At 71.2% G+C, this 18,663-nt stretch carries 19 protein-coding genes; 4 read left to right on the forward strand and 15 right to left on the reverse strand.

Annotated features, from left to right (window positions below):
* The first annotated feature begins 137 nt into the window (after positions 1-137).
* The 3 genes from ACFZAT_RS13980 (at position 138) to ACFZAT_RS13990 (ending at position 3,070) form a co-directional block, all read left to right on the forward strand.
* On the forward strand, positions 138-1,682 hold the full coding sequence (locus ACFZAT_RS13980) for a molybdopterin-dependent oxidoreductase (RefSeq protein ID WP_391264279.1): 1,545 nt from the start codon (positions 138-140) through the stop codon (positions 1,680-1,682).
* Between the two features lie 109 nt (positions 1,683-1,791).
* Positions 1,792-2,439: a fasciclin domain-containing protein gene (locus tag ACFZAT_RS13985; RefSeq protein WP_391263999.1), complete on the forward strand. Its 648-nt coding sequence runs from the start codon at positions 1,792-1,794 to the stop codon at positions 2,437-2,439.
* Between the two features lie 184 nt (positions 2,440-2,623).
* On the forward strand, positions 2,624-3,070 hold the full coding sequence (locus ACFZAT_RS13990; protein WP_391264001.1) for an SPW repeat protein: 447 nt from the start codon (positions 2,624-2,626) through the stop codon (positions 3,068-3,070).
* A 78-nt stretch (positions 3,071-3,148) separates the two neighbouring features.
* Here ACFZAT_RS13990 and ACFZAT_RS13995 read toward each other — a convergent pair whose 3' ends face one another.
* The 12 genes from ACFZAT_RS13995 to ACFZAT_RS14050 all read right to left on the reverse strand — a co-directional run bounded on the left by ACFZAT_RS13995 (position 3,149) and on the right by ACFZAT_RS14050 (position 15,220).
* Positions 3,149-5,983: a DEAD/DEAH box helicase gene (locus ACFZAT_RS13995; RefSeq protein WP_391264003.1), complete on the reverse strand. Its 2,835-nt coding sequence runs from the start codon at positions 5,981-5,983 to the stop codon at positions 3,149-3,151.
* A 44-nt stretch (positions 5,984-6,027) separates the two neighbouring features.
* Entirely contained in the window at positions 6,028-6,948 is a 921-nt protein-coding gene (locus ACFZAT_RS14000) for a diacylglycerol kinase (RefSeq protein ID WP_391264005.1), read from the reverse strand.
* 17 nt (positions 6,949-6,965) lie between these two features.
* Positions 6,966-7,916, reverse strand: a complete 951-nt coding sequence (tatC, locus tag ACFZAT_RS14005; RefSeq protein ID WP_391264007.1) for a twin-arginine translocase subunit TatC — start codon at positions 7,914-7,916, stop codon at positions 6,966-6,968.
* Positions 7,917-7,967: 51 nt separating this feature from the next.
* The gene (gene tatA / locus ACFZAT_RS14010) at positions 7,968-8,252 is read right to left on the reverse strand and encodes a Sec-independent protein translocase subunit TatA (protein WP_391264281.1); all 285 of its coding nucleotides are present in this window, start codon (positions 8,250-8,252) and stop codon (positions 7,968-7,970) included.
* A 275-nt stretch (positions 8,253-8,527) separates the two neighbouring features.
* Positions 8,528-8,725, reverse strand: coding sequence for a hypothetical protein (locus tag ACFZAT_RS14015; protein ID WP_391264009.1), 198 nt, complete (start codon positions 8,723-8,725; stop codon positions 8,528-8,530).
* Positions 8,726-8,739: 14 nt separating this feature from the next.
* Complete coding sequence (locus tag ACFZAT_RS14020; protein ID WP_391264011.1) at positions 8,740-9,018, reverse strand: hypothetical protein; 279 nt, start codon at positions 9,016-9,018, stop codon at positions 8,740-8,742.
* Positions 9,019-9,034: 16 nt separating this feature from the next.
* Entirely contained in the window at positions 9,035-9,991 is a 957-nt protein-coding gene (locus ACFZAT_RS14025; protein WP_391264013.1) for a WYL domain-containing protein, read from the reverse strand.
* Between the two features lie 14 nt (positions 9,992-10,005).
* Positions 10,006-10,959, reverse strand: coding sequence for a WYL domain-containing protein (locus tag ACFZAT_RS14030; protein WP_391264015.1), 954 nt, complete (start codon positions 10,957-10,959; stop codon positions 10,006-10,008).
* A 113-nt stretch (positions 10,960-11,072) separates the two neighbouring features.
* Positions 11,073-11,444 (reverse strand): FKBP-type peptidyl-prolyl cis-trans isomerase, encoded by a 372-nt coding sequence (locus ACFZAT_RS14035; protein WP_391264017.1) that lies wholly within the window; start codon positions 11,442-11,444, stop codon positions 11,073-11,075.
* 43 nt (positions 11,445-11,487) lie between these two features.
* Positions 11,488-12,447 carry an FKBP-type peptidyl-prolyl cis-trans isomerase gene (locus ACFZAT_RS14040; RefSeq protein ID WP_391264019.1) on the reverse strand — a complete coding sequence of 320 codons (960 nt, stop codon included), beginning with the start codon at positions 12,445-12,447 and terminating at the stop codon, positions 11,488-11,490.
* A gap of 142 nt (positions 12,448-12,589) precedes the next feature.
* On the reverse strand, positions 12,590-13,951 hold the full coding sequence (gene pafA, locus ACFZAT_RS14045) for a Pup--protein ligase (RefSeq protein WP_026171599.1): 1,362 nt from the start codon (positions 13,949-13,951) through the stop codon (positions 12,590-12,592).
* A 9-nt stretch (positions 13,952-13,960) separates the two neighbouring features.
* The gene (locus tag ACFZAT_RS14050; RefSeq protein ID WP_391264020.1) at positions 13,961-15,220 is read right to left on the reverse strand and encodes an MFS transporter; all 1,260 of its coding nucleotides are present in this window, start codon (positions 15,218-15,220) and stop codon (positions 13,961-13,963) included.
* A 131-nt stretch (positions 15,221-15,351) separates the two neighbouring features.
* Between ACFZAT_RS14050 and ACFZAT_RS14055 the strand changes: the two genes are divergently transcribed.
* Positions 15,352-16,377: a substrate-binding domain-containing protein gene (locus ACFZAT_RS14055; protein WP_391264021.1), complete on the forward strand. Its 1,026-nt coding sequence runs from the start codon at positions 15,352-15,354 to the stop codon at positions 16,375-16,377.
* 52 nt (positions 16,378-16,429) lie between these two features.
* On the opposite strand, the gene prcA is transcribed toward ACFZAT_RS14055, so the two are convergent.
* The 3 genes from prcA to ACFZAT_RS14070 all read right to left on the reverse strand — a co-directional run bounded on the left by prcA (position 16,430) and on the right by ACFZAT_RS14070 (position 18,589).
* The gene (gene prcA, locus ACFZAT_RS14060) at positions 16,430-17,257 is read right to left on the reverse strand and encodes a proteasome subunit alpha (protein WP_391264022.1); all 828 of its coding nucleotides are present in this window, start codon (positions 17,255-17,257) and stop codon (positions 16,430-16,432) included.
* 62 nt (positions 17,258-17,319) lie between these two features.
* Positions 17,320-18,168, reverse strand: coding sequence for a proteasome subunit beta (gene prcB / locus ACFZAT_RS14065; protein ID WP_391264024.1), 849 nt, complete (start codon positions 18,166-18,168; stop codon positions 17,320-17,322).
* Between the two features lie 202 nt (positions 18,169-18,370).
* Positions 18,371-18,589 carry a ubiquitin-like protein Pup gene (locus ACFZAT_RS14070; protein ID WP_018103742.1) on the reverse strand — a complete coding sequence of 73 codons (219 nt, stop codon included), beginning with the start codon at positions 18,587-18,589 and terminating at the stop codon, positions 18,371-18,373.
* Positions 18,590-18,663 lie beyond the last annotated feature (74 nt).

Raw genomic sequence — 18,663 nt, forward strand, 5'->3', positions numbered from 1 at the left:
GGATTGGCGTAATCCGCCGATCACTCGATCGGGTGACAAGACCAATCCGCCCGGGCACCCGGCACCGAATCCCCGCCGTGAGTGAAGAGCGGAACGACCTGGAGACCGGGGCCACCGAGCCCCGGCGGTCCCGAGCGCTGCGTGCGGCCTGTGCCGCGCTCGGCGGGGTGATCGCCGGGTTCGCCTCCCTGGCCGTCGCCGAGCTGGCGGCGGCGGTCGTGCGGCCCGAGGCGGGTCCGGTCGCGGCGGTGGGCGGTGCGGTGATCGACCGCACTCCCCCGGCGCTCAAGGACTTCGCCGTACGGAACTTCGGGACCAACGACAAGCTGGTCCTGGAGCTCGGCATCCTGGCGGTCCTGGCGCTGTTCGCCGTGGCGGTCGGGCTGCTGACGCTCCGCCACCGGATCGCCGGGTCCGCGGCCGTGCTGGTCTTCGGCGCGGTCGGGGCGACGGCGGCGGTCGGACGGCCGGAGGGCCGGCTCTCGGACGCGCTGCCCTCCGTGGTGGGCGCCCTGGCCGGCGCCGGGGTGCTCTACCTGCTGTCCGGGCGGCTGTACCCGGCCCGCTCGTACGGGGAGCGGCCGGCCGGGGGCTTCGACCGGCGCGGGTTCGTCGTCGCGGCGGGGGTCGCGGCGGTGGCCTCGGCCGGGGCCGGGCTGCTGGGGCGGCGGCTCACCTCCGCCGTGCAGGCCGGGGCGGAGGCGTCCCGCCGGGATCTGAAGCTCCCGGTGCCCGCCTCGCCCGCCCCCGCCGTACCGGCGGGCGCACAGCTGGGGATCCGGGGGCTGAGCCCGTTCGTCACGCCGAACAAGGACTTCTACCGCGTCGACACGGCCCTGGTCGTGCCGAGGGTGGACGCCGGGGCGTGGCGGCTGCGGATCCACGGCAAGGGCGTGTCCCGGCCCGTGACGCTGAGTCTGCGGGACCTGATGCGCCGCGAAGCCGTGGAGCGTGACATCACGCTGACCTGCGTCTCGAACGAGGTGGGCGGGCCGTACGTCGGCAACGCCCGGTGGCTCGGCGTGCGCCTGGCCGACCTGCTCCGCGAGGCTGGGGTGCGCCCGCCGTCCGAGGGCGGACCGGCCGACCAGCTCGTGGCGCGTTCGGTGGACGGCATGACGATCGGCACCCCGGTCGAGGACGTCATGGACGGCCGCGAGGCCCTGCTCGCCTTCGGCATGAACGGGGAGCCGCTGCCCTTCACCCACGGCTTCCCGGTCCGGATGGTCGTACCCGGCCTGTACGGATATGTGTCGGCCTGCAAGTGGATCAAGGACATCGAGCTGACCACCTTCGACGCGTACGACGCGTACTGGGTGAAGCGGTCCTGGTCCCGGCGGGCGCCGATCAAGACCCAGGCCCGCATCGACACCCCGCGCCCCTTCGCGTCCCCGAAGGCGGGCACGGTGCCGGTCGCCGGGGTCGCCTGGGCCCAGCCCCGCGGGATCACCCGGGTCGAAGTCCGGGTGGACGGCGGCCCGTGGCATCCGGCGCGGCTGGCGGCGGGGGCCGGCCGGGACGTCTGGCGCCAGTGGGTGTGGGAGTGGCCGGCCACCCCGGGCAACCACACCCTGGAGGTCCGCGCGACCGACGGGACCGGCGCCGTCCAGACCGCCCGGCGCGTCGGCACCGTGCCGAACGGGGCGACCGGCCGGCACTCGGTGGTGGTCGACGTGACCTGATCCCCGCGGCCCGGCCGCCTCCCCCACGTGCGCCTCGTCCGCCCCGGCCTCGCGCACCCCTGATCAACTACCGTACGCAATCAATCGATTACCCAAACAGGAGTACACCATGAAGGTCATCCACGCCCGCCGCGCCGCCCTCGCCCTCACCGCGGCGGCGATCCTGCCGCTGGCCCTGACGGCCTGCTCCAGCGACTCCAAGGACAGCGCGTCCGGATCGAGCGCGAGCTCCGCGAAGGCCCCCGCCTCGCCGTCCGCCGAGAAGTCCATGGACACCGACAAGCCCTTCGGCCCCGCCTGCGCCTCGGTCCCGAAGAGCGGCTCGGGCTCCTTCTCCGGGATGGCGCAGGACCCGGTGGCCACGGCGGCCTCGCACAACCCGGCCCTGTCCACCCTGGTCACCGCGGTCAAGAAGGCCGGCCTGGTGGACACCCTCAACAACGCCCAGAACATCACCGTGTTCGCGCCCACCAACGACGCCTTCGCCAAGGTCCCGAAGGCCGACCTGGACAAGCTCCTCGCCGACAAGGACGCGCTCACCAAGGTCCTCACGTACCACGTCGTGGGCCAGAAGCTGACGCCGAAGCAGCTGGAGAAGGGCTCTTTCGAGACGCTGGAGAAGGGCGAGCTGAAGACGTCCGGCTCGGACATGACGTACACCGTGAACGACTCCTCGAAGGTCGTCTGCGGCAACGTCCCCACGGCCAACGCCACGGTCTACATCGTGGACACGGTCCTGATGCCGCCCGCCGCCTGATCACACCCCTCGCGGCGGGCCGTACGGCCCGCCGCGAGGCCTCGTCCGGCCGGTGCGGATCCTGCGGAGATCGAGTCGCCTTGAAGCTACACATAAGCGACAGATAAGAGCAGAATGGACAGTGCGGGCCACTTCCCGCGCGTGGCGGTGACCGGGTCCGCATGATCCGAAGGGGACGAAACTCATGTCAAACGTCTCGCACGTCGGCCACGACATGGCCGGACACCCCGATGTGTCGGAAATGAACGACCGCTACGCACGCGTGATGGGCGGTCGCGATGTGGCGCTCGTGGACGCACCGGTCTTCCTGGTCGGCCTCTACTGCGCCGTCTCTCCGTGGGTGCTGCACTTCACCACCTCGCAGTCCGCGCTGGTGACGCACAACCTGGTCATGGGCATCGCGATCGCCGTGCTCGGCCTCGGGTTCACCGCGATGCCGCAGCGGATGTACGGCCTGAGCTGGGCCATCTGCGCGATGGGTGCCTGGATGATCATCTCGCCCTGGGTGGTCGGCAGCAGCCCGGACACCGGCGTCATCCTCAACAACGTCATCATCGGCGGACTGACCGCCCTGCTCGGACTGGTCTGCGCGGGCGCGTCGATGAAAATGAGCCGAGGCGGCCGGTCCTAGCCGGCCCTCTCCCGGGGGAAGGGAACCCCGTACGAAAGCCGGCCGGACCCACCATGATCCGGCCGGCTTCCGCGTGTCTCAGCCCAGGGAGCTGTACGCGACGACGCCACGCAGCACCTCGTCGACCGCCTTGCGGGCGCTCCGGGCCACCGTGCTGTTCTCGCGCGGCGCGGCGGCGGCCACCTGGCCGAGCACGTCGATGACCTGCTTGCACCAGCGCACGAAGTCGCCCGCGGGCATGTCCGCCTCGCGCAGTACCTCGTCCAGCGAGCGGCCGGACGCCCACATGTACACCGCCCAGGCGAAGCCGAGGTCCGGTTCGCGCTGGCCGACCCCCTCCGCCTGGTTGATCTTGAAGTCCTCCTCCAGGGAGTCGAGCCGGCCCCAGATGCGGACCATCTCGCCCAGCGCGGTCCTCGCGGGCCCCGACGGCAGCTTCGGCGCCACCGCGTCGTCGGCCTGCCGCGCCTCGTACACGAGGGCGGAGACGCACGCCGCGAGCTCCGCCGCGTTCAGCCCCTCCCAGACGCCGGCGCGCAGGCACTCGCTGGCCAGCAGGTCCAGCTCGCCGTAGAGCCGGGCCAGCCGCTTCCCGTGCTCGGTGACCTCGCTGCCGCGCAGGTAGTCCAGCTCGGTGAGCAGGGCGACGATCCGGTCGAAGGTGCGGGCGATGGTGTTGGTGCGCCCCTCGATGCGGCGCTCCAGCTGCCGGGTGTCGCGCTGGAGCCGGTGGTAGCGCTCGGCCCAGCGGGCGTGGTCCTCGCGCTCGTCGCACCCGTGGCAGGGGTGGGCGCGCAGCTCGGCCCGCAGGCGCGCGATCTCGCGGTCGTCGGCGGCGGGGGCGCGCCCCCGGCGGTGCCGGTCCGGGACGATGTGCCCGGCCTTGGTCCGCAGCGCGGAGGCCAGATCCCGGCGGGACTGCGGCGAGCGCGGGTTGAACGACTTCGGCACCCGCATCCGCTCCACGGCCTCCACGGGCACCGGGAAGTCGATCGAGGCGAGGCGCTTCACCTGGCGCTCGGCGGTCAGCACCAACGGGCGTGGCCCGTCGTGGTACTCCATGCCGCGGTGCCCGTGCCCGTTGGTGCGCCCGGCCGGGAGACCGGGGTCGAGCACGAGCGCGAGACCGGCGAACTTGCCGGTCGGCACGTGGATGACGTCGCCGGGCTTCAGCTTCTCCAGGGACGCCGCGGCGGCGGCCCGCCGCTGGGACGCGCCCTGCTTGGCCAGCTCCGTCTCCCGGTCCTTGAGGTCGCGGCGCAGCCGCGCGTACTCCTCGAAGTCGCCGAGGTGGCAGGTCATGCCTTCGCGGTAGCCCTCCAGGCCCTCCTCGTTGCGCTGGACCTGGCGGGAGATCCCGACGACCGACCGGTCCGCCTGGAACTGCGCGAAGGACGTCTCCAGCAGTTCGCGCGAGCGGTGCCGCCCGAACTGGTGGACCAGATTCACGGCCATGTTGTACGAGGGGCGGAAGCTGGAGCGCAGCGGATACGTGCGGGTGCCGGCGAGTCCGGCGAGGGCGCCCGGGTCCATGCCGCGCTGCCAGAGCACCACGGCGTGGCCCTCGACGTCGATCCCGCGGCGCCCGGCCCTGCCGGTGAGCTGGGTGTACTCGCCGGGGGTGATGTCGGCGTGCTGCTCGCCGTTCCACTTGACGAGCTTCTCCAGGACCACCGAGCGGGCGGGCATGTTGATGCCGAGCGCCAGCGTCTCGGTCGCGAAGACGGCCTTGACGAGGCCCCGGACGAACAGCTCCTCGACGATCTCCTTGAACCTGGGGAGCATCCCGGCGTGGTGCGCGGCGATGCCCCGCTCCAGGCCCTCCAGCCATTCGTAGTAGCCCAGGACGTGCAGGTCCTCGGACGGGATGGACGCCGTCCGCTCCTCCACGATCTCCCGGACGGTCCGGCGGCTGTCGTCGTCGTTGAGCCGGAGCCCGGCGTGCAGGCACTGCTGGACGGCGGCCTCACAGGCGGCCCGGCTGAAGATGAACGTGATCGCGGGGAGCAGCCCCTCGGCGTCCAGCCGGTCGATGACCTCGGGGCGGGACGGCGTCCAGATCCGGCTGCGCTGGCGCCGCTCGCGCTCGCGGTCCGCCTCGCGCACCATCTTGCCGCGCCGGCGCTCGCGCGGGTTGTACCCGCGCTGGTTCTCCATGCGGGCCAGGCGGACGAGGTCGGGGTTGACCTCGCGGCGGCCGGTGCCGCGGCCGCCGTGGTCGGTCTCCTCCTCGAAGAGGTCGTACATCCGGCGCCCGGCCAGCACGTGCTGCCAGAGCGGGACCGGCCGCTGCTCGGAGACGATCACCTCGGTGTCGCCGCGCACGGTGTCCAGCCAGTCGCCGAACTCCTCCGCGTTGGACACGGTCGCCGACAGGGAGACCAGGGTGACCGACTCGGGGAGGTGGATGATCACCTCTTCCCAGACGGCGCCCCGGAAGCGGTCGGAGAGGTAGTGCACCTCGTCCATGACCACGTATCCGAGGCCGTTCAGCGCCTGGGAGCCCGCGTACAGCATGTTCCGCAGGACCTCGGTGGTCATGACGACGACCGGGGCGTCCGCGTTGACGCTGTTGTCACCGGTGAGGAGACCGACCTTGTCGGAGCCGTAGCGCCGGACCAGGTCGGCGAACTTCTGGTTCGACAGGGCCTTGATCGGCGTGGTGTAGAAACACTTGCGGCCCTGCTCCAGGGCGAGGTGCACGGCGAATTCGCCGACGATCGTCTTGCCCGAGCCGGTGGGGGCGGCGACGAGCACGCCCTTCCCGCCCTCCAGCGCCTTGCACGCCTCGATCTGATACGGGTCGAGAGCGAAGTCGTACATCTCGCGGAACGGCCCGAGAGCGGTCGCCTGCTCGGCCGCCCGGAGCCGGGAAGCCTGGTAGCGCTCAGCTGGTGAGAGGTCCTCTGTCATCTTGCTGTCGAGCCTACCCGCCACCTCTGACAGTGACGCGATCTTTAATCGCCCATGGTCCGCGCATCGGGACCGGCCCCCAGCACCCGTACCGCCCTCGGCACGCAGGTGGCGGTCAGCGGCAGGGCGCCGAGCGGTTCGCCGTCCGCGTAGGCGGTGACGCCGAGGGCTTCGAGGGTGACCGACGAGGCCCGGTGCACGGTGACGACGGGGTGGCTGAGGTGCGTCCCCTTGTACACCCGGGGGAAGACCCTGAGCAGGGTCGTACGGCTGCACTCGCCGACCACCGTGATGTCGAAGAGGCCGTCGTCCATGACCGCGTCGGCGCACATCCGCATGCCGCCGCCGTACGAGGTGCCGTTGCCGACCGCGACGAGCGTCGCCTGCAGCTCCCGGGGCGGCCCGCCGTCGAGGGTCATGCGGTACGTGACCGGCTTGAAGGCGGCCAGCTCGGCGAGGATCGCCAGGTCGTACTTGAAGCGGCCGCCCACCCAGCGCATACGGTTGCCCCGGTCGTTGACCCGGGAGTCGAAGCCGGAGGCGAGCACGGAGCCGAACCAGCGCTCCCCGGCCCGCCCGAGGTCGATCTCGCGCACCGGCGCCCGCCCCTTGAGCGCGTCGGCCGCGAGCCGCCCCGCCGCCTCCGGGTCGCGTATCGGCAGGCCCAGGGCGCGCGCGAAGTCGTTGCCGGTCCCCACCGCCACCACGCCGAGCGGGATGAGCGTCCCGGCGACCGCTTGGAGGGCCAGCGACATGAGCCCGTCCCCGCCGACGGCTATGAGCGCGCCCGTCCCCTCCGCGACCGCGTCCCGCGCCCGGCGCAGCGCGTCACCGGCGTCCTCGCCGAGGATCGTGCGTACGGAGAAACCGGCCTCCCGCAAAGCGGAAGCGGCCGGCTGCGCGGCTCGCGCGCCCCGGCCGCGTCCCGCGGTGGGATTGACGAAGAGGGTGATCTCGCTGGTCACCCGGGGACCCTACAAGGTCAGGTGATGTCGTCGTAACCGTCTCGCGCGGAGGATCGTCCGCCGTCGGACTGGCCGGGCAGCGTCGGTGACGCCGAGACCTGCTCCATGTCGCCGATGTCCTCGGGGGTGAGGTCCAGCTCCGACGCCTCGTCGTCGTCGAGGTCGGCGTCCGGGTTGTTGCGCCTCCGGCGCCGGTCGTTGGCCATGCAGACGCCGAGGGCGAGGAAGTACAGCAGCACGATGGGCGCGGCCAGCGTGATCATCGTGAGCGGGTCGCCGGTCGGGGTCGCCACGGCGGCGAAGATCGTGATGCCCATGACCATCCAGCGCCACCAGGAGGCGAGTCGCTTGGCCGTGAGTATCCCGGTGAAGTTCAGCAGGACGAGCAGCAGCGGCAACTCGAAGGCGAGGCCGAACACGACCACCATGCGCGTGATGAAGTCGAGGTACTCGTCGACCGGCAGCAGGGGCTTCGTGTCATGCGGGGTGAATTCCTGAAGCACGGACGCGGTCTGCGGCATCAGCACGTAGGCGAGGGTCGCGCCCGCGAGGAAGAGCGGCGCACCGACGCCCACGAAGGAGAGCGCGTACCGCTTCTCGTGCTTGTGCAGGCCGGGCGCGAGGAACGCCCACAGCTGGTACAGCCAGACCGGGGAGGAGATCACCACCCCTGCCATGAGGGAGACCTTGAGCGCGATGGAGAACGGGGCGACGATTCCGTTCACCGTCATCTCGGCACACGGCTTGCCGTTGAGCTGCCTCGCCTCACCATGGGCGCAGCCGACCGACTCCAGGATGGGCTTGATCAGGAAGGTGATCAGGTCCTGGTAGAAGAAGGCCGTGATCGAGGTGATCACGAGGATCGCCACAACCGCGATCAGCAGTCGGTTACGCAACTCTCGCAGGTGATCAGCGAGAGGCATCCGCCCCTCGCTGTCCTTCTCCTGCTTGCGGGCAGACTTGAGCAACCCACTTCCCTCGTCTCGTGCGGCGGCTGACGGATGAGTCCGTCAGCGCGGTCAGCTCTGGGTGGTGGGCTTCGCTTCGCTCACCGGACGGGAGCTCGTGACGTCGCCGGGCGCGGCCTGGATCGTACGGGCGGCGGCCTGCGGGTCGGCGGGGGCGTCCGTGGTGGCGGGGGCCGTCGGCTCGTCGTCCTTCTTCATGGCCTTGGCCTCGCTCTTGAGGATGCGGGCCGACTTGCCGAGCGAACGGGCCATGTCGGGAAGCTTCTTGGCGCCGAACAACAGCAGGATGACAGCGATGATCAGTACGATCTCGAGAGGCTTCAGATTGCCCATGATGTGCTTCCTTCTGGCTGAGGCGGCTGGAGGTGGGCTCGCTGCCCTTGAGTGGCGGATACACATCCGACCATTCGCCGGCAGCGATCGTAACCCGCGGGAGTAAACGCGAGGCAATGCCCGTGCATACTTTCGATAGCGGCCCGCACCTCCCTGCCTGGGCCGTCCTGCAGCAGCGTACCTCCCGGGCTCCCGAAACAGGAGGCCGCGTCCACGGGGCCTCTAGGGGGCGTCTTGCCGATCATGGCCGGGTCCGGCCCTGATCGACAAGACACCCCCTAGGGCAGGGTCTTCCCCGTCGCGGCGAGCCGTTCGGCCGCGCGTTCCAGGTCGTCGGCGGCGCGGTTGATGCGCTCCGTGGTGCGGGTCACCTGGTGGCCGAGGCGCTGGGCCTCGATGAACACCCTGATGGCCAGCGTGCCGAGCACGGCGATTCCGAGGAATCCCAGAGCGATGGCGAGCATGGGCCAGAACATGCGCGAGGAGCCTTTCAGGAGCCGGTGTGCAGACGCAGCGTGCGGACGCCGCCGTCGGTGAGGAGCTCCACTATCCGCTCCCCCGCCGGCTTACGGACGCACGCGGTGCAGTCGGGGCAGGTGAAGGAGTAGAACGTGGTGCGGCTGGTCGCGCCGATCACCAGCCGGAACTCCGCCGCCGCCAGCTCGAACCGCGCGCGGCAGTCCGGGCAGGCGGCCTTGAAGCGCGCCGACTCCGGCACCGCCACGGTGGGCACGGCGGCGCGGCCCGGCAGCGCGGACAGGTGGCCCATGTCTACCGCCGCCCCTTCAGGCCGGGCCGTCGTACGCGGCGAGCGCCGCCCGCGCCGCACTCCGCGCGCTCTCGGCCAGCTCCGGGGGCGAGACGATGCGCCCCTCCCGGCCGAGCCGCAGTGCGAGCCGGCGCAGTGAGGCCGGGTCCGGGGTGCGCAGGGTGATCCGCAGACCGCCGTCGGGCCGTTCCTCGGCCCGGTCGTGCGGGTAGTACTCGGCGACCCAGCGCCCGCCGGGGCCGACCTCGATCACGACTTCCGGGTCCTCGGCAGCCGGCTGGACCAGCCCCTCGGACAGGTCGCGCAGCTCCAGCTCGGGCGGGGCGGCGGGCTCGTCGAGGAGCCGGATCTCGGCGACCCGGTCGAGGCGGAAGGTGCGCCGGTCCTCGGAGGAGCGGCACCACGCCTCCATATAGGTGTGCCCGACGGCGAAGAGCCGGATCGGGTCCACCTCGCGCTCGGTGAGCTCGTCGCGGGCGGGCGAGTAGTAGCGCAGCCAGAGCCGGCGCCGCTCCGAGATCGCCCGGTCCACTTCGGCGAAGACGCCGCCCTCGGACTCGAAGGTGACCGAGAGCCGGGAGCTGGCGGCGCCCACCTCTCCGGCGGCGGTCTCCAGCTTGGCGGTGGCCCGCAGCAGCGCCTGCCGGTCGCTCTCGCGCAGCCCGGGCAGGGTCGCCACGGCGCGGGCGGCGACCAGCAGGGCCGTCGCCTCGTCGGCGGCGAGCCGCAGCGGTTCGGCGACGTCGTCCGCGTTGTGCCACCAGATGCGGTCGCCGTCGGTGTCGATGTCGAGGAGGTCGCCGCCCCGGAAGCTGGTCCCGCACATGGGCAGCACGTCCAGGTCGGAGATCAGCTCGTCCTCGGTGATCCCGAAGGCCCGGGCGACGTCCTGGACGTGGGCGCCGGGGCGCTCGCGCAGATACGTCACCAAGGAGAGCATCCGGCGCGTCTGGTCGATGGCGTTCGTGGCCATGGAAAACGTTCCCCTCAGTCCTTGGCCACGGCGCGCAGCCGGTCCACCACGTCGGCCCGCAGGTCCTCGGGTCCGGTGACGACGACGTCGGGCCCGAACTCCACGAGCCAGGCGTCCAGGCCGTGTCCGTACGGGATCTCCAACTCGTCCCAACCGTTCCCGAGTTCCCGGACCGACAGGGCGCGGGCGCGCAGCGGGTAGCCGGAGTCGGTGCGGAGCCGGATCAGGGCGGTCCTGGTGGCCGTCTCGCCGGCCCAGCTCTCCACGGTCTCGCGGACGGTGACCACGTCGGGCACCTCGGCGGTGAAGGCACCGGCCCGGGACCGGACCTTGCCGGTGATCCGGGAGAGCCGGAAGACGCGCTCGGCGCCCCGCTCCCGGTCCCAGCCGGCGAGATACCAGTGGCCGCGCCAGCATTCCAGGGTCCACGGCTCGACCTGGCGCTGTTCGGGCTGGGCGGCGTTCGCCTTGCGATAGTCGAAGGTCACCGGGCGGCGGTCGCGGCAGGCCAGCATCAGGGGTTCGAACGCGGCCTCGTGGACGGGGATGCGGGGTTCGAGGGCACTGTGCACCTCGTAGGTGTCCCCGGTCTCGGGCATCCCGGCCGCGCGCAGCTTCTGCAGGGCCCCGCTGGCCGCGCCGGCGAGGCGGGCCTGCTGCCAGACCTTGGCGGCCAGGCCGAGCGCGGCGGCCTCCTCGGCGTCCAGCGTGATGGGCGGCAGCCGGTTGCTGTCGCGGCGGGCGAGGTAGCCGGTGTCGCCGTCCAGGTTCTCCACGGTCTCGATGACCAGACCGAGTTCGCGCAGGTCGTCCTTGTCGCGTTCGAACATCCGGTTGAAGGCGTCGTCGGAAGCCGCTTCGAGGTACGCCTCGATGGAGCCGCGCAGCTCGCGCTTGCTGAGCGGGCGCCGGGTCCCCAGCAGACACAGCGCCAGGTTCATCAGCCGCTCGGCCTTGGCAATCGCCATCGGCGCCCTTTCCCTTGTGCTCTACGACGCTCGACCGTACCGCCCCGGGGTGTCCGGACAAAAGCGAGGGCCCGCACCTCGCGGTGCGGGCCCTGCTCGTCCTGCGCGCGGGATCAGACGGCGACCAGGTCGCAGACGAAGATCAGCGTCTCGCCCGGGGCGATCGCGCTGCCCGCACCGCGGTCACCGTAGCCGAGGTGCGCGGGGATGATCAGCTGGCGGCGGCCGCCGACCTTCATGCCCTGCACGCCCTTGTCCCAGCCGGCGATGACCTGGCCGGCACCGAGCTGGAACTGCAGCGGCTTGCCGCGGTTCCACGAGGCGTCGAACTCCTCGCCGGTGGAGAAGGCGACACCCACGTAGTGGACGGAGACGAACTGGCCGGGCTTGGCCTCCTCGCCGTCGCCCTCCCAGATGTCCTTGATCTCCAGATCGGCCGGCGGCTCGCCACCCGGGAAGTCGACCTCGGGCTTGTCGATGCTCACTGACTTGCTCCTCTTACAGATGAACTGGGCAACCGGGACAGTCTTACATCTTCGCCAGGATGTCCACGGCGAACACCAGCGTGGAGTTGGCGGGGACGCCCGACTGCTCCTTGTCACCGAGGCCCTGGTCCGGCGGCACGACCAGCAGGACGCGGCTGCCGATCTTCTTGCCGACCAGGCCGTCCTTCAGGCCCTTGAGGGTGACCTGCGCCAGCGGGAAGGTCTGCGTCTTGCCGGTGGTGTACGTGTTGTCGAACTCCTTGCCGTCCTTCCAGAGCTTGGCCACGTAGTTCACGACGACCGAGTCGGTCTCCTTGACCACGTCGCCCTTCGACTCCAGCACGTAGTTGGAGACCAGCTTCTTCGGCGGGGCGGCCTTGCTGGGGATGGTCAGGCTCGGCGCCTTGCCGTCGGTGTTGGTGCCCACCTTCGGCAGGTCCATGTTGTCCTGGGCGACGGCGGTGCCCTTGGCCGAGGCCGGGATCTGCTTCGCCTTCAGGATGTCCACGACGAAGACCAGGGTGGCGTTCGGCTTGATGTCGCCCTGACCCTGGGCCCCGTAACCGAGGTCCGGCGGGATGACGAGCTGGACCCTGCTGCCGACCTTCTGGCCGACCAGGCCCTTCTCCCAGCCCTGGATGACCATGCCCGCGCCGAGCGTCAGGTCGAACGGCTGCTTGCGGTCGAAGCTGTTGTCGAACGGCTTGGTGGAGTCGTACGCCTGACCGAGGTAGTTGACCTGGGTCACGTCGCCGTTCTTGAGCTTCGCGCCGTCGCCCTCGCTGATGACCTTGGTCTTCAGCTCCTTGGGCGGCGTGCCCGTGCCCTTGGCCAGAGTGGGCTTCTCACCGAACTTCGCGCCCGCGGTGATGGCGGGGAAACCGCCCTTGGAGGGGGCGGACGCGGAGGCGGAAGCGGAGTCGGAGCCCTTGTCGTCGCTGCCACAGGCCGCTGACGACAACAGCAGCAGGGGGACGACGAGAAGGCCGGCAAGTCGGCGCACTGGTTCCTCAGATCTCAGACGGCATATGTGGGGGACACGCCCCGGGGGTTCCGGGACCCCGCCACTCTAGGCCGTACGAAGGGCCCCGTACGAGGAACGTACGGGGCCCGAGTCGCACCGGCGCCGGAGCGTATCCTGCGCCTCACATACCCGCGATCAGCTTCTCCACGCGGTCGTCCACCGACCGGAACGGGTCCTTGCAGAGCACCGTCCGCTGCGCCTGGTCGTTGAGCTTGAGGTGGACCCAGTCGACGGTGAAGTCCCGCCGCTGCTCCTGGGCCCGCCGGATGAAGTCGCCGCGCAGCCGCGCCCTGGTCGTCTGCGGGGGCACCGACTTGCCCTCGAAGATCTTCAGGTCGTTGCAGATACGGGCGGCCTGGCCCTTGCGCTCCAGCAGGTAGTACAGCCCCCGCCGGCGGTGGATGTCGTGGTAGGCGAGGTCTATCTGGGCGACCCGCGGATTCGACATGGTCATGTTGTGCTTGGCCCGGTACCGCTCGATGAGCTTGTACTTCATGACCCAGTCGATCTCGGTGTCGATCCGGTCGAGGTCCTCGGCCTCGATCGCGTCGAGCGTGCGGCCCCACAGTTCGAGGACGCGCTCGACGTTGCCCGTGCGGATGCCGCGGCGGTCCACGAAGTCCACGGCTTTCTCGTAGTACTCGCGCTGCACCTCTATGGCCGAAGCCTCCCGGCCACTGGCGAGGCGGACCTTGCGCTGCCCGGTGGTGTCGTGGCTGACCTCGCGGATCGCCCGGATCGGGTTCTCCAGGGTCAGGTCCCGCATCACCGTGCCCGCCTCGATCATGCGGAGCACCAGGTCGGTCGCGCCGACCTTGAGCAGCATGGTCGTCTCGGACATGTTGGAGTCCCCGACGATGACGTGGAGGCGGCGGTAGCGCTCCGCGTCCGCGTGCGGCTCGTCACGGGTGTTGATGATCGGGCGGGAGCGCGTCGTCGCGGAACTGACGCCCTCCCAGATGTGCTCGGCACGCTGGCTGACGCAGTAGACCGCGCCCCGGGGGGTCTGGAGCACCTTGCCGGCGCCGCAGATCAGCTGCCTGGTGACGAGGAAGGGAATGAGGATGTCCGCGAGGCGGGAGAATTCCCCGTGCCGGGCGACGAGGTAGTTCTCGTGGCAGCCGTAGGAGTTTCCCGCGGAGTCGGTGTTGTTCTTGAAGAGATAGACGTCGCCGGCGATTCCCTCCTCGTGCAGGCGGCGTTCGGCGTCGACGAGCAGGCCCTCGAGAATGCGCTCGCCGGCCTTGTCGTGGGTGACCAGTTCGGTCAGGTTGTCGCATTCGGGGGTTGCATATTCCGGATGCGATCCCACGTCGAGGTAGAGGCGGGCGCCGTTCCGCAGAAAGACATTGCTGCTGCGGCCCCATGACACAACACGGCGGAAGAGGTAGCGCGCCACTTCATCAGGAGACAGTCGGCGCTGTCCCCTGAACGTGCACGTGACGCCGTACTCGTTCTCCAGCCCGAAAATGCGGCGGTCCATGACTGAACATTACGCCTGATGGCCCGAGCTGAAACCGGGTTCGACGGCACCGTTTCGATCATTTTCCGATCCTCGCACCGCTACGGCGGTACGGGCGGGAGCCGCGAGCACCGATCCGGTGGCCAGCAGAACGAGCAGCGCCGCCACTCCACCGGCCCCCGCTACCGCGAAGCTCCACGCCGTCCCGCCCAGCTCGACGGCCGGACCGGCCACCGCCGTCCCCACGGCCGCGCCCACCCCGAAGGTCGTCACGAGCCAGGAGAACGCCTCCGTCACCGTGCCGCGAGGGGCGTGCCGGTCGACCACGATGAACGAACAGGCGACGGCCGGCGCGAGGAACACCCCGGAGACGGCCGCCAGCACGGTCATCGCGACCGGACCGGGCGTCAGCACCAGCGGCAGATAGCCCAGCGCGAGCAGCCCCACGATCACCCGCAGCCGCCGCTCGGGCGCCCCCGCCCACTGCCGCGCCCCGTACACCACCCCGCCGATCAGGGCGCCGAGCCCCAGGGCCGCCATCAGCCAGCCGTACACCGACTCCCGGCCCAGGTCGTCGGCGTACGCCATCGCGGCCACGGTGATCGAGCCCAGGGCCAGGCCCACGAAGAAGAACGAGCCGAGCAGCGCCAGCAGCCCGGGCGAGCGCAGCGCGCCCAGCCAGTGCGCCTCGCGCGGGGCGGAGCGCCAGGCCCGTGAGGGCTCCGAGAGCACCACCGACAGCGCGCCGAGCACCCCGATCGCGTTGATGACCAGCAGTGCCGTGGCGGGCGACCAGAGGGCGACCAGGAGCGTCACGAGCAGCGGTCCCGCGGTGAACATGACCTCCTGCGCGACGGCGTCCATGGCGTAGGCCCGGTGCACCCGCTCCTCGCCGCCCAGCACGCTCGGCCACAGCGCCCGCAGGCCGCCCTCCAGCGGGGGCGTGAAGAGCCCGGCCACGGCCACCGCCGCGTAGGCGAGCGGCAGCGAGCCGGTCCCCGCCAGGGCGAGCACGGCCATGCCGAGCGCGGAAACGACGGCGGCGGGGAGTTGGACGCGCGGCTGCCCGTACAGGTCGACCGCCCGGCCGAGCAGCGGCTGCCCGACCGCCGTGGCCAGCCCGTACACCGCCGCGAGCGCGCCCGCGACGCTGTAGCTGCCGCCCTCGGCCCGGACGAACAGCACGATCGCGATGCTCGCCGTGCCGTTGGGCAGCCGTCCCACCAGGGTGCCGGTCAGCAGCCTGGCGGCGTGCCGCGCCCGGAGGATGTCCAGATATCCCGCGGCCATGTCCCGCCCCTCTCCCTCGGGTGCCTGTGCGGGCCTACGAGGTTTTACGTATAACTTCCGGGTTCATACGTACCATGAGCCCGTCCGCAGGTCCACCTCACGGGCCTGAACCGAACGGCCCGGAGGCACGCGTGACCAGCCCCGCACCCCCCGGCCCGCCCCGGCCCACCAGCCGCGACGTGGCCCGGGCCGCCGGCGTCTCCCAGGCCACGGTCTCGCTGGTGCTCGGCGAGAAATGGCGGGGCCGGGTCTCCGAGTCCACCGCGGGCCGGGTCCGCGACGCCGCCCGAGTGCTGGGCTACCGGCCCAATCTCGCCGCCCGCAATCTGCGCCTCGGCCGCACCCGGACGGCCCTGCTGGTCGTCCCGGCCCTGACCAACGAGTTCTTCGCCCGGGTGTACACCGGGGCCGCCGCGGTCGCCGCCGAGCACGGCTTCGGGGTCGTCCTCTACCCCTCCCCCGACGGCACGGGCCCGGCCCGCGACCCCTTCCCGTCGGCCCGGGCGGCGCTGGACGGGGTCATCGCCTCCTCCATGGCCGCCGACGCGCTCGACGCCCTGCACGGCGCCGACGTCCCCCTCGTGATGCTGGACAGCGACCCCGCGGCGCCCGGGCCCGCCGCCCGGGTCAACCTGGACATCGCCGACGGGATGCGCCAGGTGGCCCGCCATCTGCTCGCCCTCGGCCACCGGCGCTTCCTCCACCTCGCCTCGGCCGTCGACACCTGGACCTTCGCCTGCCGGGCCGACGCCCTGCGCGAGGAGCTGCGCCGGACCCCCGGCACCGAGGTCCGCACGGTGACCGCCGCCCTGGACGTGCGGGCGGGGCGGGACGCGGCGGAGCGCGCGCTCGGGGAGCCGGGGTTCCGGCCCACCGCGATCGTCTGCGACGACGACATCCTGGCGGCGGGCGCGTGCAAGGCGGCCCGCCGGTTCGGGCTGCGGGTGCCGGACGAGGTCTCGGTCACCGGCTTCGACGATCTGGCCCTGGCCACGGCGGTGGAACCGGAGCTGACCACGGTCCGGCTGCCCGCCGTGCAGGTCGGCGAGCGCGGCATGGCCGCCCTGCTCGCGGTGCTGGACGGCCGCCCCGCCGAGCCGGGCAGCCTGCCGGTGCGGCTGGTGGTCCGCGGCTCCACCGCCCCGCCGCCGGCATGACGGAGCCCCGGTCCGCCTGGGACGGGCCGGGGCTCGGCGGGGCGGGGGGGCGTTACTCCACGTCGCCGCCGGAATCCGTCGTGTCGGTCGTGCCCTTCGGGTCCGTGGTGGCCGCCGGGCTGTCCGTGGACTCGCCGTCCTCCGCGTCGGACGGGGCGTCGGTCGGCGTCGAAGCGGCGGCCTCCGCTTCGAGGAGCCGGGCCAGCTGCCGGCCGACGATCCGCTTGAACTTGCGCTGCTGCGGCCGCGTGCGGTCCAGCACCGCGACCTCCAGCCGGTCGGCGGGGATCTCCCGCTCGTTGCCGTTGGCCTCGCGGGACAGTGCCTGCACCGCCAGCTTCAGCGCCTCGGCGAGGGACATCCCGTCGCGGTGGCGCTGGTCCAGGAAGGTGCTGATCTGCTCCGCGTTGCCGCCGACCGCGACCGAGCCGTGCTCGTCCACGATGGAGCCGTCGTGCGGCAGCCGGTAGATCTGGTCGCCCTCGGGCTCGGTGCCCACCTCGGCGACCACCAGCTCCACTTCGTACGGCTTCTCCGCCGCACTGGAGAAAATGGTGCCGAGCGTCTGCGCGTAGACGTTCGCCAGTCCACGGGCCGTCACATCGTCGCGGTCATAGGTGTAACCGCGCAGATCGGCATAGCGGACTCCGCCGATGCGGAGGTTCTCGTACTCGTTGTACTTACCGGCGGCGGCGAAACCGATCCGGTCGTAGATCTCGCTGAACTTGTGCAGCGCACGGGACGGGTTCTCGCCGACGAACACAATTCCGTCGGCGTACTGCAGCACAACCAGGCTGCGACCGCGGGCGATACCCTTCCGGGCGTATTCCGCCCGGTCGGCCATGGCCTGCTGAGGTGAGACATAGAACGGCGTCGACACCGGCTATCCGTCCCTTTCTGTCAGTGGCGGGAGCATCGAAGAAGCTGGATACGAACGCGGGCTCAGAGCAGCGCGGCGCGCGGGCCGTCGGGCTGTTCCAGGCGGCGTTCCAGAATCGAGCGGGCGATCTCGGAGGATTCCGCGTCGGTCAGCTTCCGGAAGCCCTCGTCCGTGATGACGGTGACGATCGGATAGATACGGCGGCCCACATCCGGGCCACCCGTCGCCGAGTCGTCGTCCGCCGCGTCGTACAGCGCCTGCACGACCAGCGTCAGCGTCTCCTCCTCCGTCAGGTCGTCGCGGTAGAGCTTCTTCATGGAGCCCCGGGCGAAGATGGACCCGGAACCCGTGGACGCGTAGCCGACGTGCTCCTCGGAGCGCCCGCCGGTGACGTCGTAGCTGAAGATGCGTCCGCGCTCGCGGTCGATGTCGTAACCGGCGAAGAGCGGGACCACGGCGAGGCCCTGCATGGCCATCGCCAGATTGCTCCGGATCATCGTGGAGAGCCGGTTGGCCTTGCCCTCCAGGGAGAGCTGGGCGCCCTCCACCTTCTCGAAGTGCTCCAGCTCCAGCTGGAAGAGCTTGACCATCTCCACGGCGAGACCCGCCGTACCGGCGATGCCCACCGCCGAGTACTCGTCGGCCGGGAAGACCTTCTCGATGTCGCGCTGCGCGATCATGTTGCCCATGGTCGCCCGCCGGTCACCGGCCAGGACGACACCGCCGGGGAAGGTCGCGGCCACGATCGTGGTGCCGTGCGGCGCCTCGATGGCGCCCTTCAGGGGCGGCATCTGGCGGTTGCCCGGCAGCATCTCCGGCGCCTGGTCGGACAGGAAGTCCATGAAGGAGGACGATCCCGGCGTCAGGAAGGCAGCCGGCAGACGCCCGGTGCTACGAGTGTTGGCTTCCACGCGTTTCCCTCCAGGTATGCGATGACCCTGCGCCGCATTGCAGTTGAAGCACATTACGTCCCGGACCCTACCCGCCCATCGGCGGTGATCCACATCGAAGACGCGGGCAATCGGACGGGGAGCGCGGTCCGTGCCCGCGGTGTGCGGCACGGGCGCTCTGCCCGTGCCGCACACCCGCCGCCGGCCTCCGGCGCGGGGCCGGTTACTCGCCGCCCTTTTGTACGAATGACCTGACGAAGTCCTCGGCATTCGACTCGAGTACGTCGTCGATCTCGTCCAGGACGTCGTCCACGTCGTCGCTCAGCTTCTCCTGGCGTTCCTTGAGGTCCTCGGAAGCCTGCGCGTCCTGCGCCTGCTCCTCGACCTCCTCCGTGGAGCGCGTCGCCTTCTGCTGTCCGCCGCCGGTGTCCTTGGTCGCCATCTAGCTCACCCCGCTCGGTTCGAAGCACTTGATCAGACCCTACCTACGGGGTCCGACATTGGCCCGGTACTTGT

Origin of the sequence: Streptomyces sp. NPDC008163 (genome assembly GCF_042956885.1) — a bacterium.
GTDB classification, from domain to species: Bacteria; Actinomycetota; Actinomycetes; order Streptomycetales; family Streptomycetaceae; genus Streptomyces; species Streptomyces drozdowiczii_A.

What these genes read in the sequence shown, in the direction of transcription:
- ACFZAT_RS13985 (WP_391263999.1), top strand. Translation starts at nt 1,792, where the DNA reads ATGAAGGTCATCCACGCCCGCCGCGCCGCCCTCGCCCTCACCGCGGCG.
- ACFZAT_RS13990 (WP_391264001.1), top strand. Translation starts at nt 2,624, where the DNA reads ATGTCAAACGTCTCGCACGTCGGCCACGACATGGCCGGACACCCCGAT.
- ACFZAT_RS13995 (WP_391264003.1), bottom strand. Translation starts at nt 5,983, where the DNA reads ATGACAGAGGACCTCTCACCAGCTGAGCGCTACCAGGCTTCCCGGCTC.
- ACFZAT_RS14015 (WP_391264009.1), bottom strand. Translation starts at nt 8,725, where the DNA reads ATGTTCTGGCCCATGCTCGCCATCGCTCTGGGATTCCTCGGAATCGCC.
- ACFZAT_RS14020 (WP_391264011.1), bottom strand. Translation starts at nt 9,018, where the DNA reads ATGGGCCACCTGTCCGCGCTGCCGGGCCGCGCCGCCGTGCCCACCGTG.
- ACFZAT_RS14025 (WP_391264013.1), bottom strand. Translation starts at nt 9,991, where the DNA reads ATGGCCACGAACGCCATCGACCAGACGCGCCGGATGCTCTCCTTGGTG.
- ACFZAT_RS14030 (WP_391264015.1), bottom strand. Translation starts at nt 10,959, where the DNA reads ATGGCGATTGCCAAGGCCGAGCGGCTGATGAACCTGGCGCTGTGTCTG.
- pafA (WP_026171599.1), bottom strand. Translation starts at nt 13,951, where the DNA reads ATGGACCGCCGCATTTTCGGGCTGGAGAACGAGTACGGCGTCACGTGC.
- ACFZAT_RS14050 (WP_391264020.1), bottom strand. Translation starts at nt 15,220, where the DNA reads ATGGCCGCGGGATATCTGGACATCCTCCGGGCGCGGCACGCCGCCAGG.
- ACFZAT_RS14070 (WP_018103742.1), bottom strand. Translation starts at nt 18,589, where the DNA reads ATGGCGACCAAGGACACCGGCGGCGGACAGCAGAAGGCGACGCGCTCC.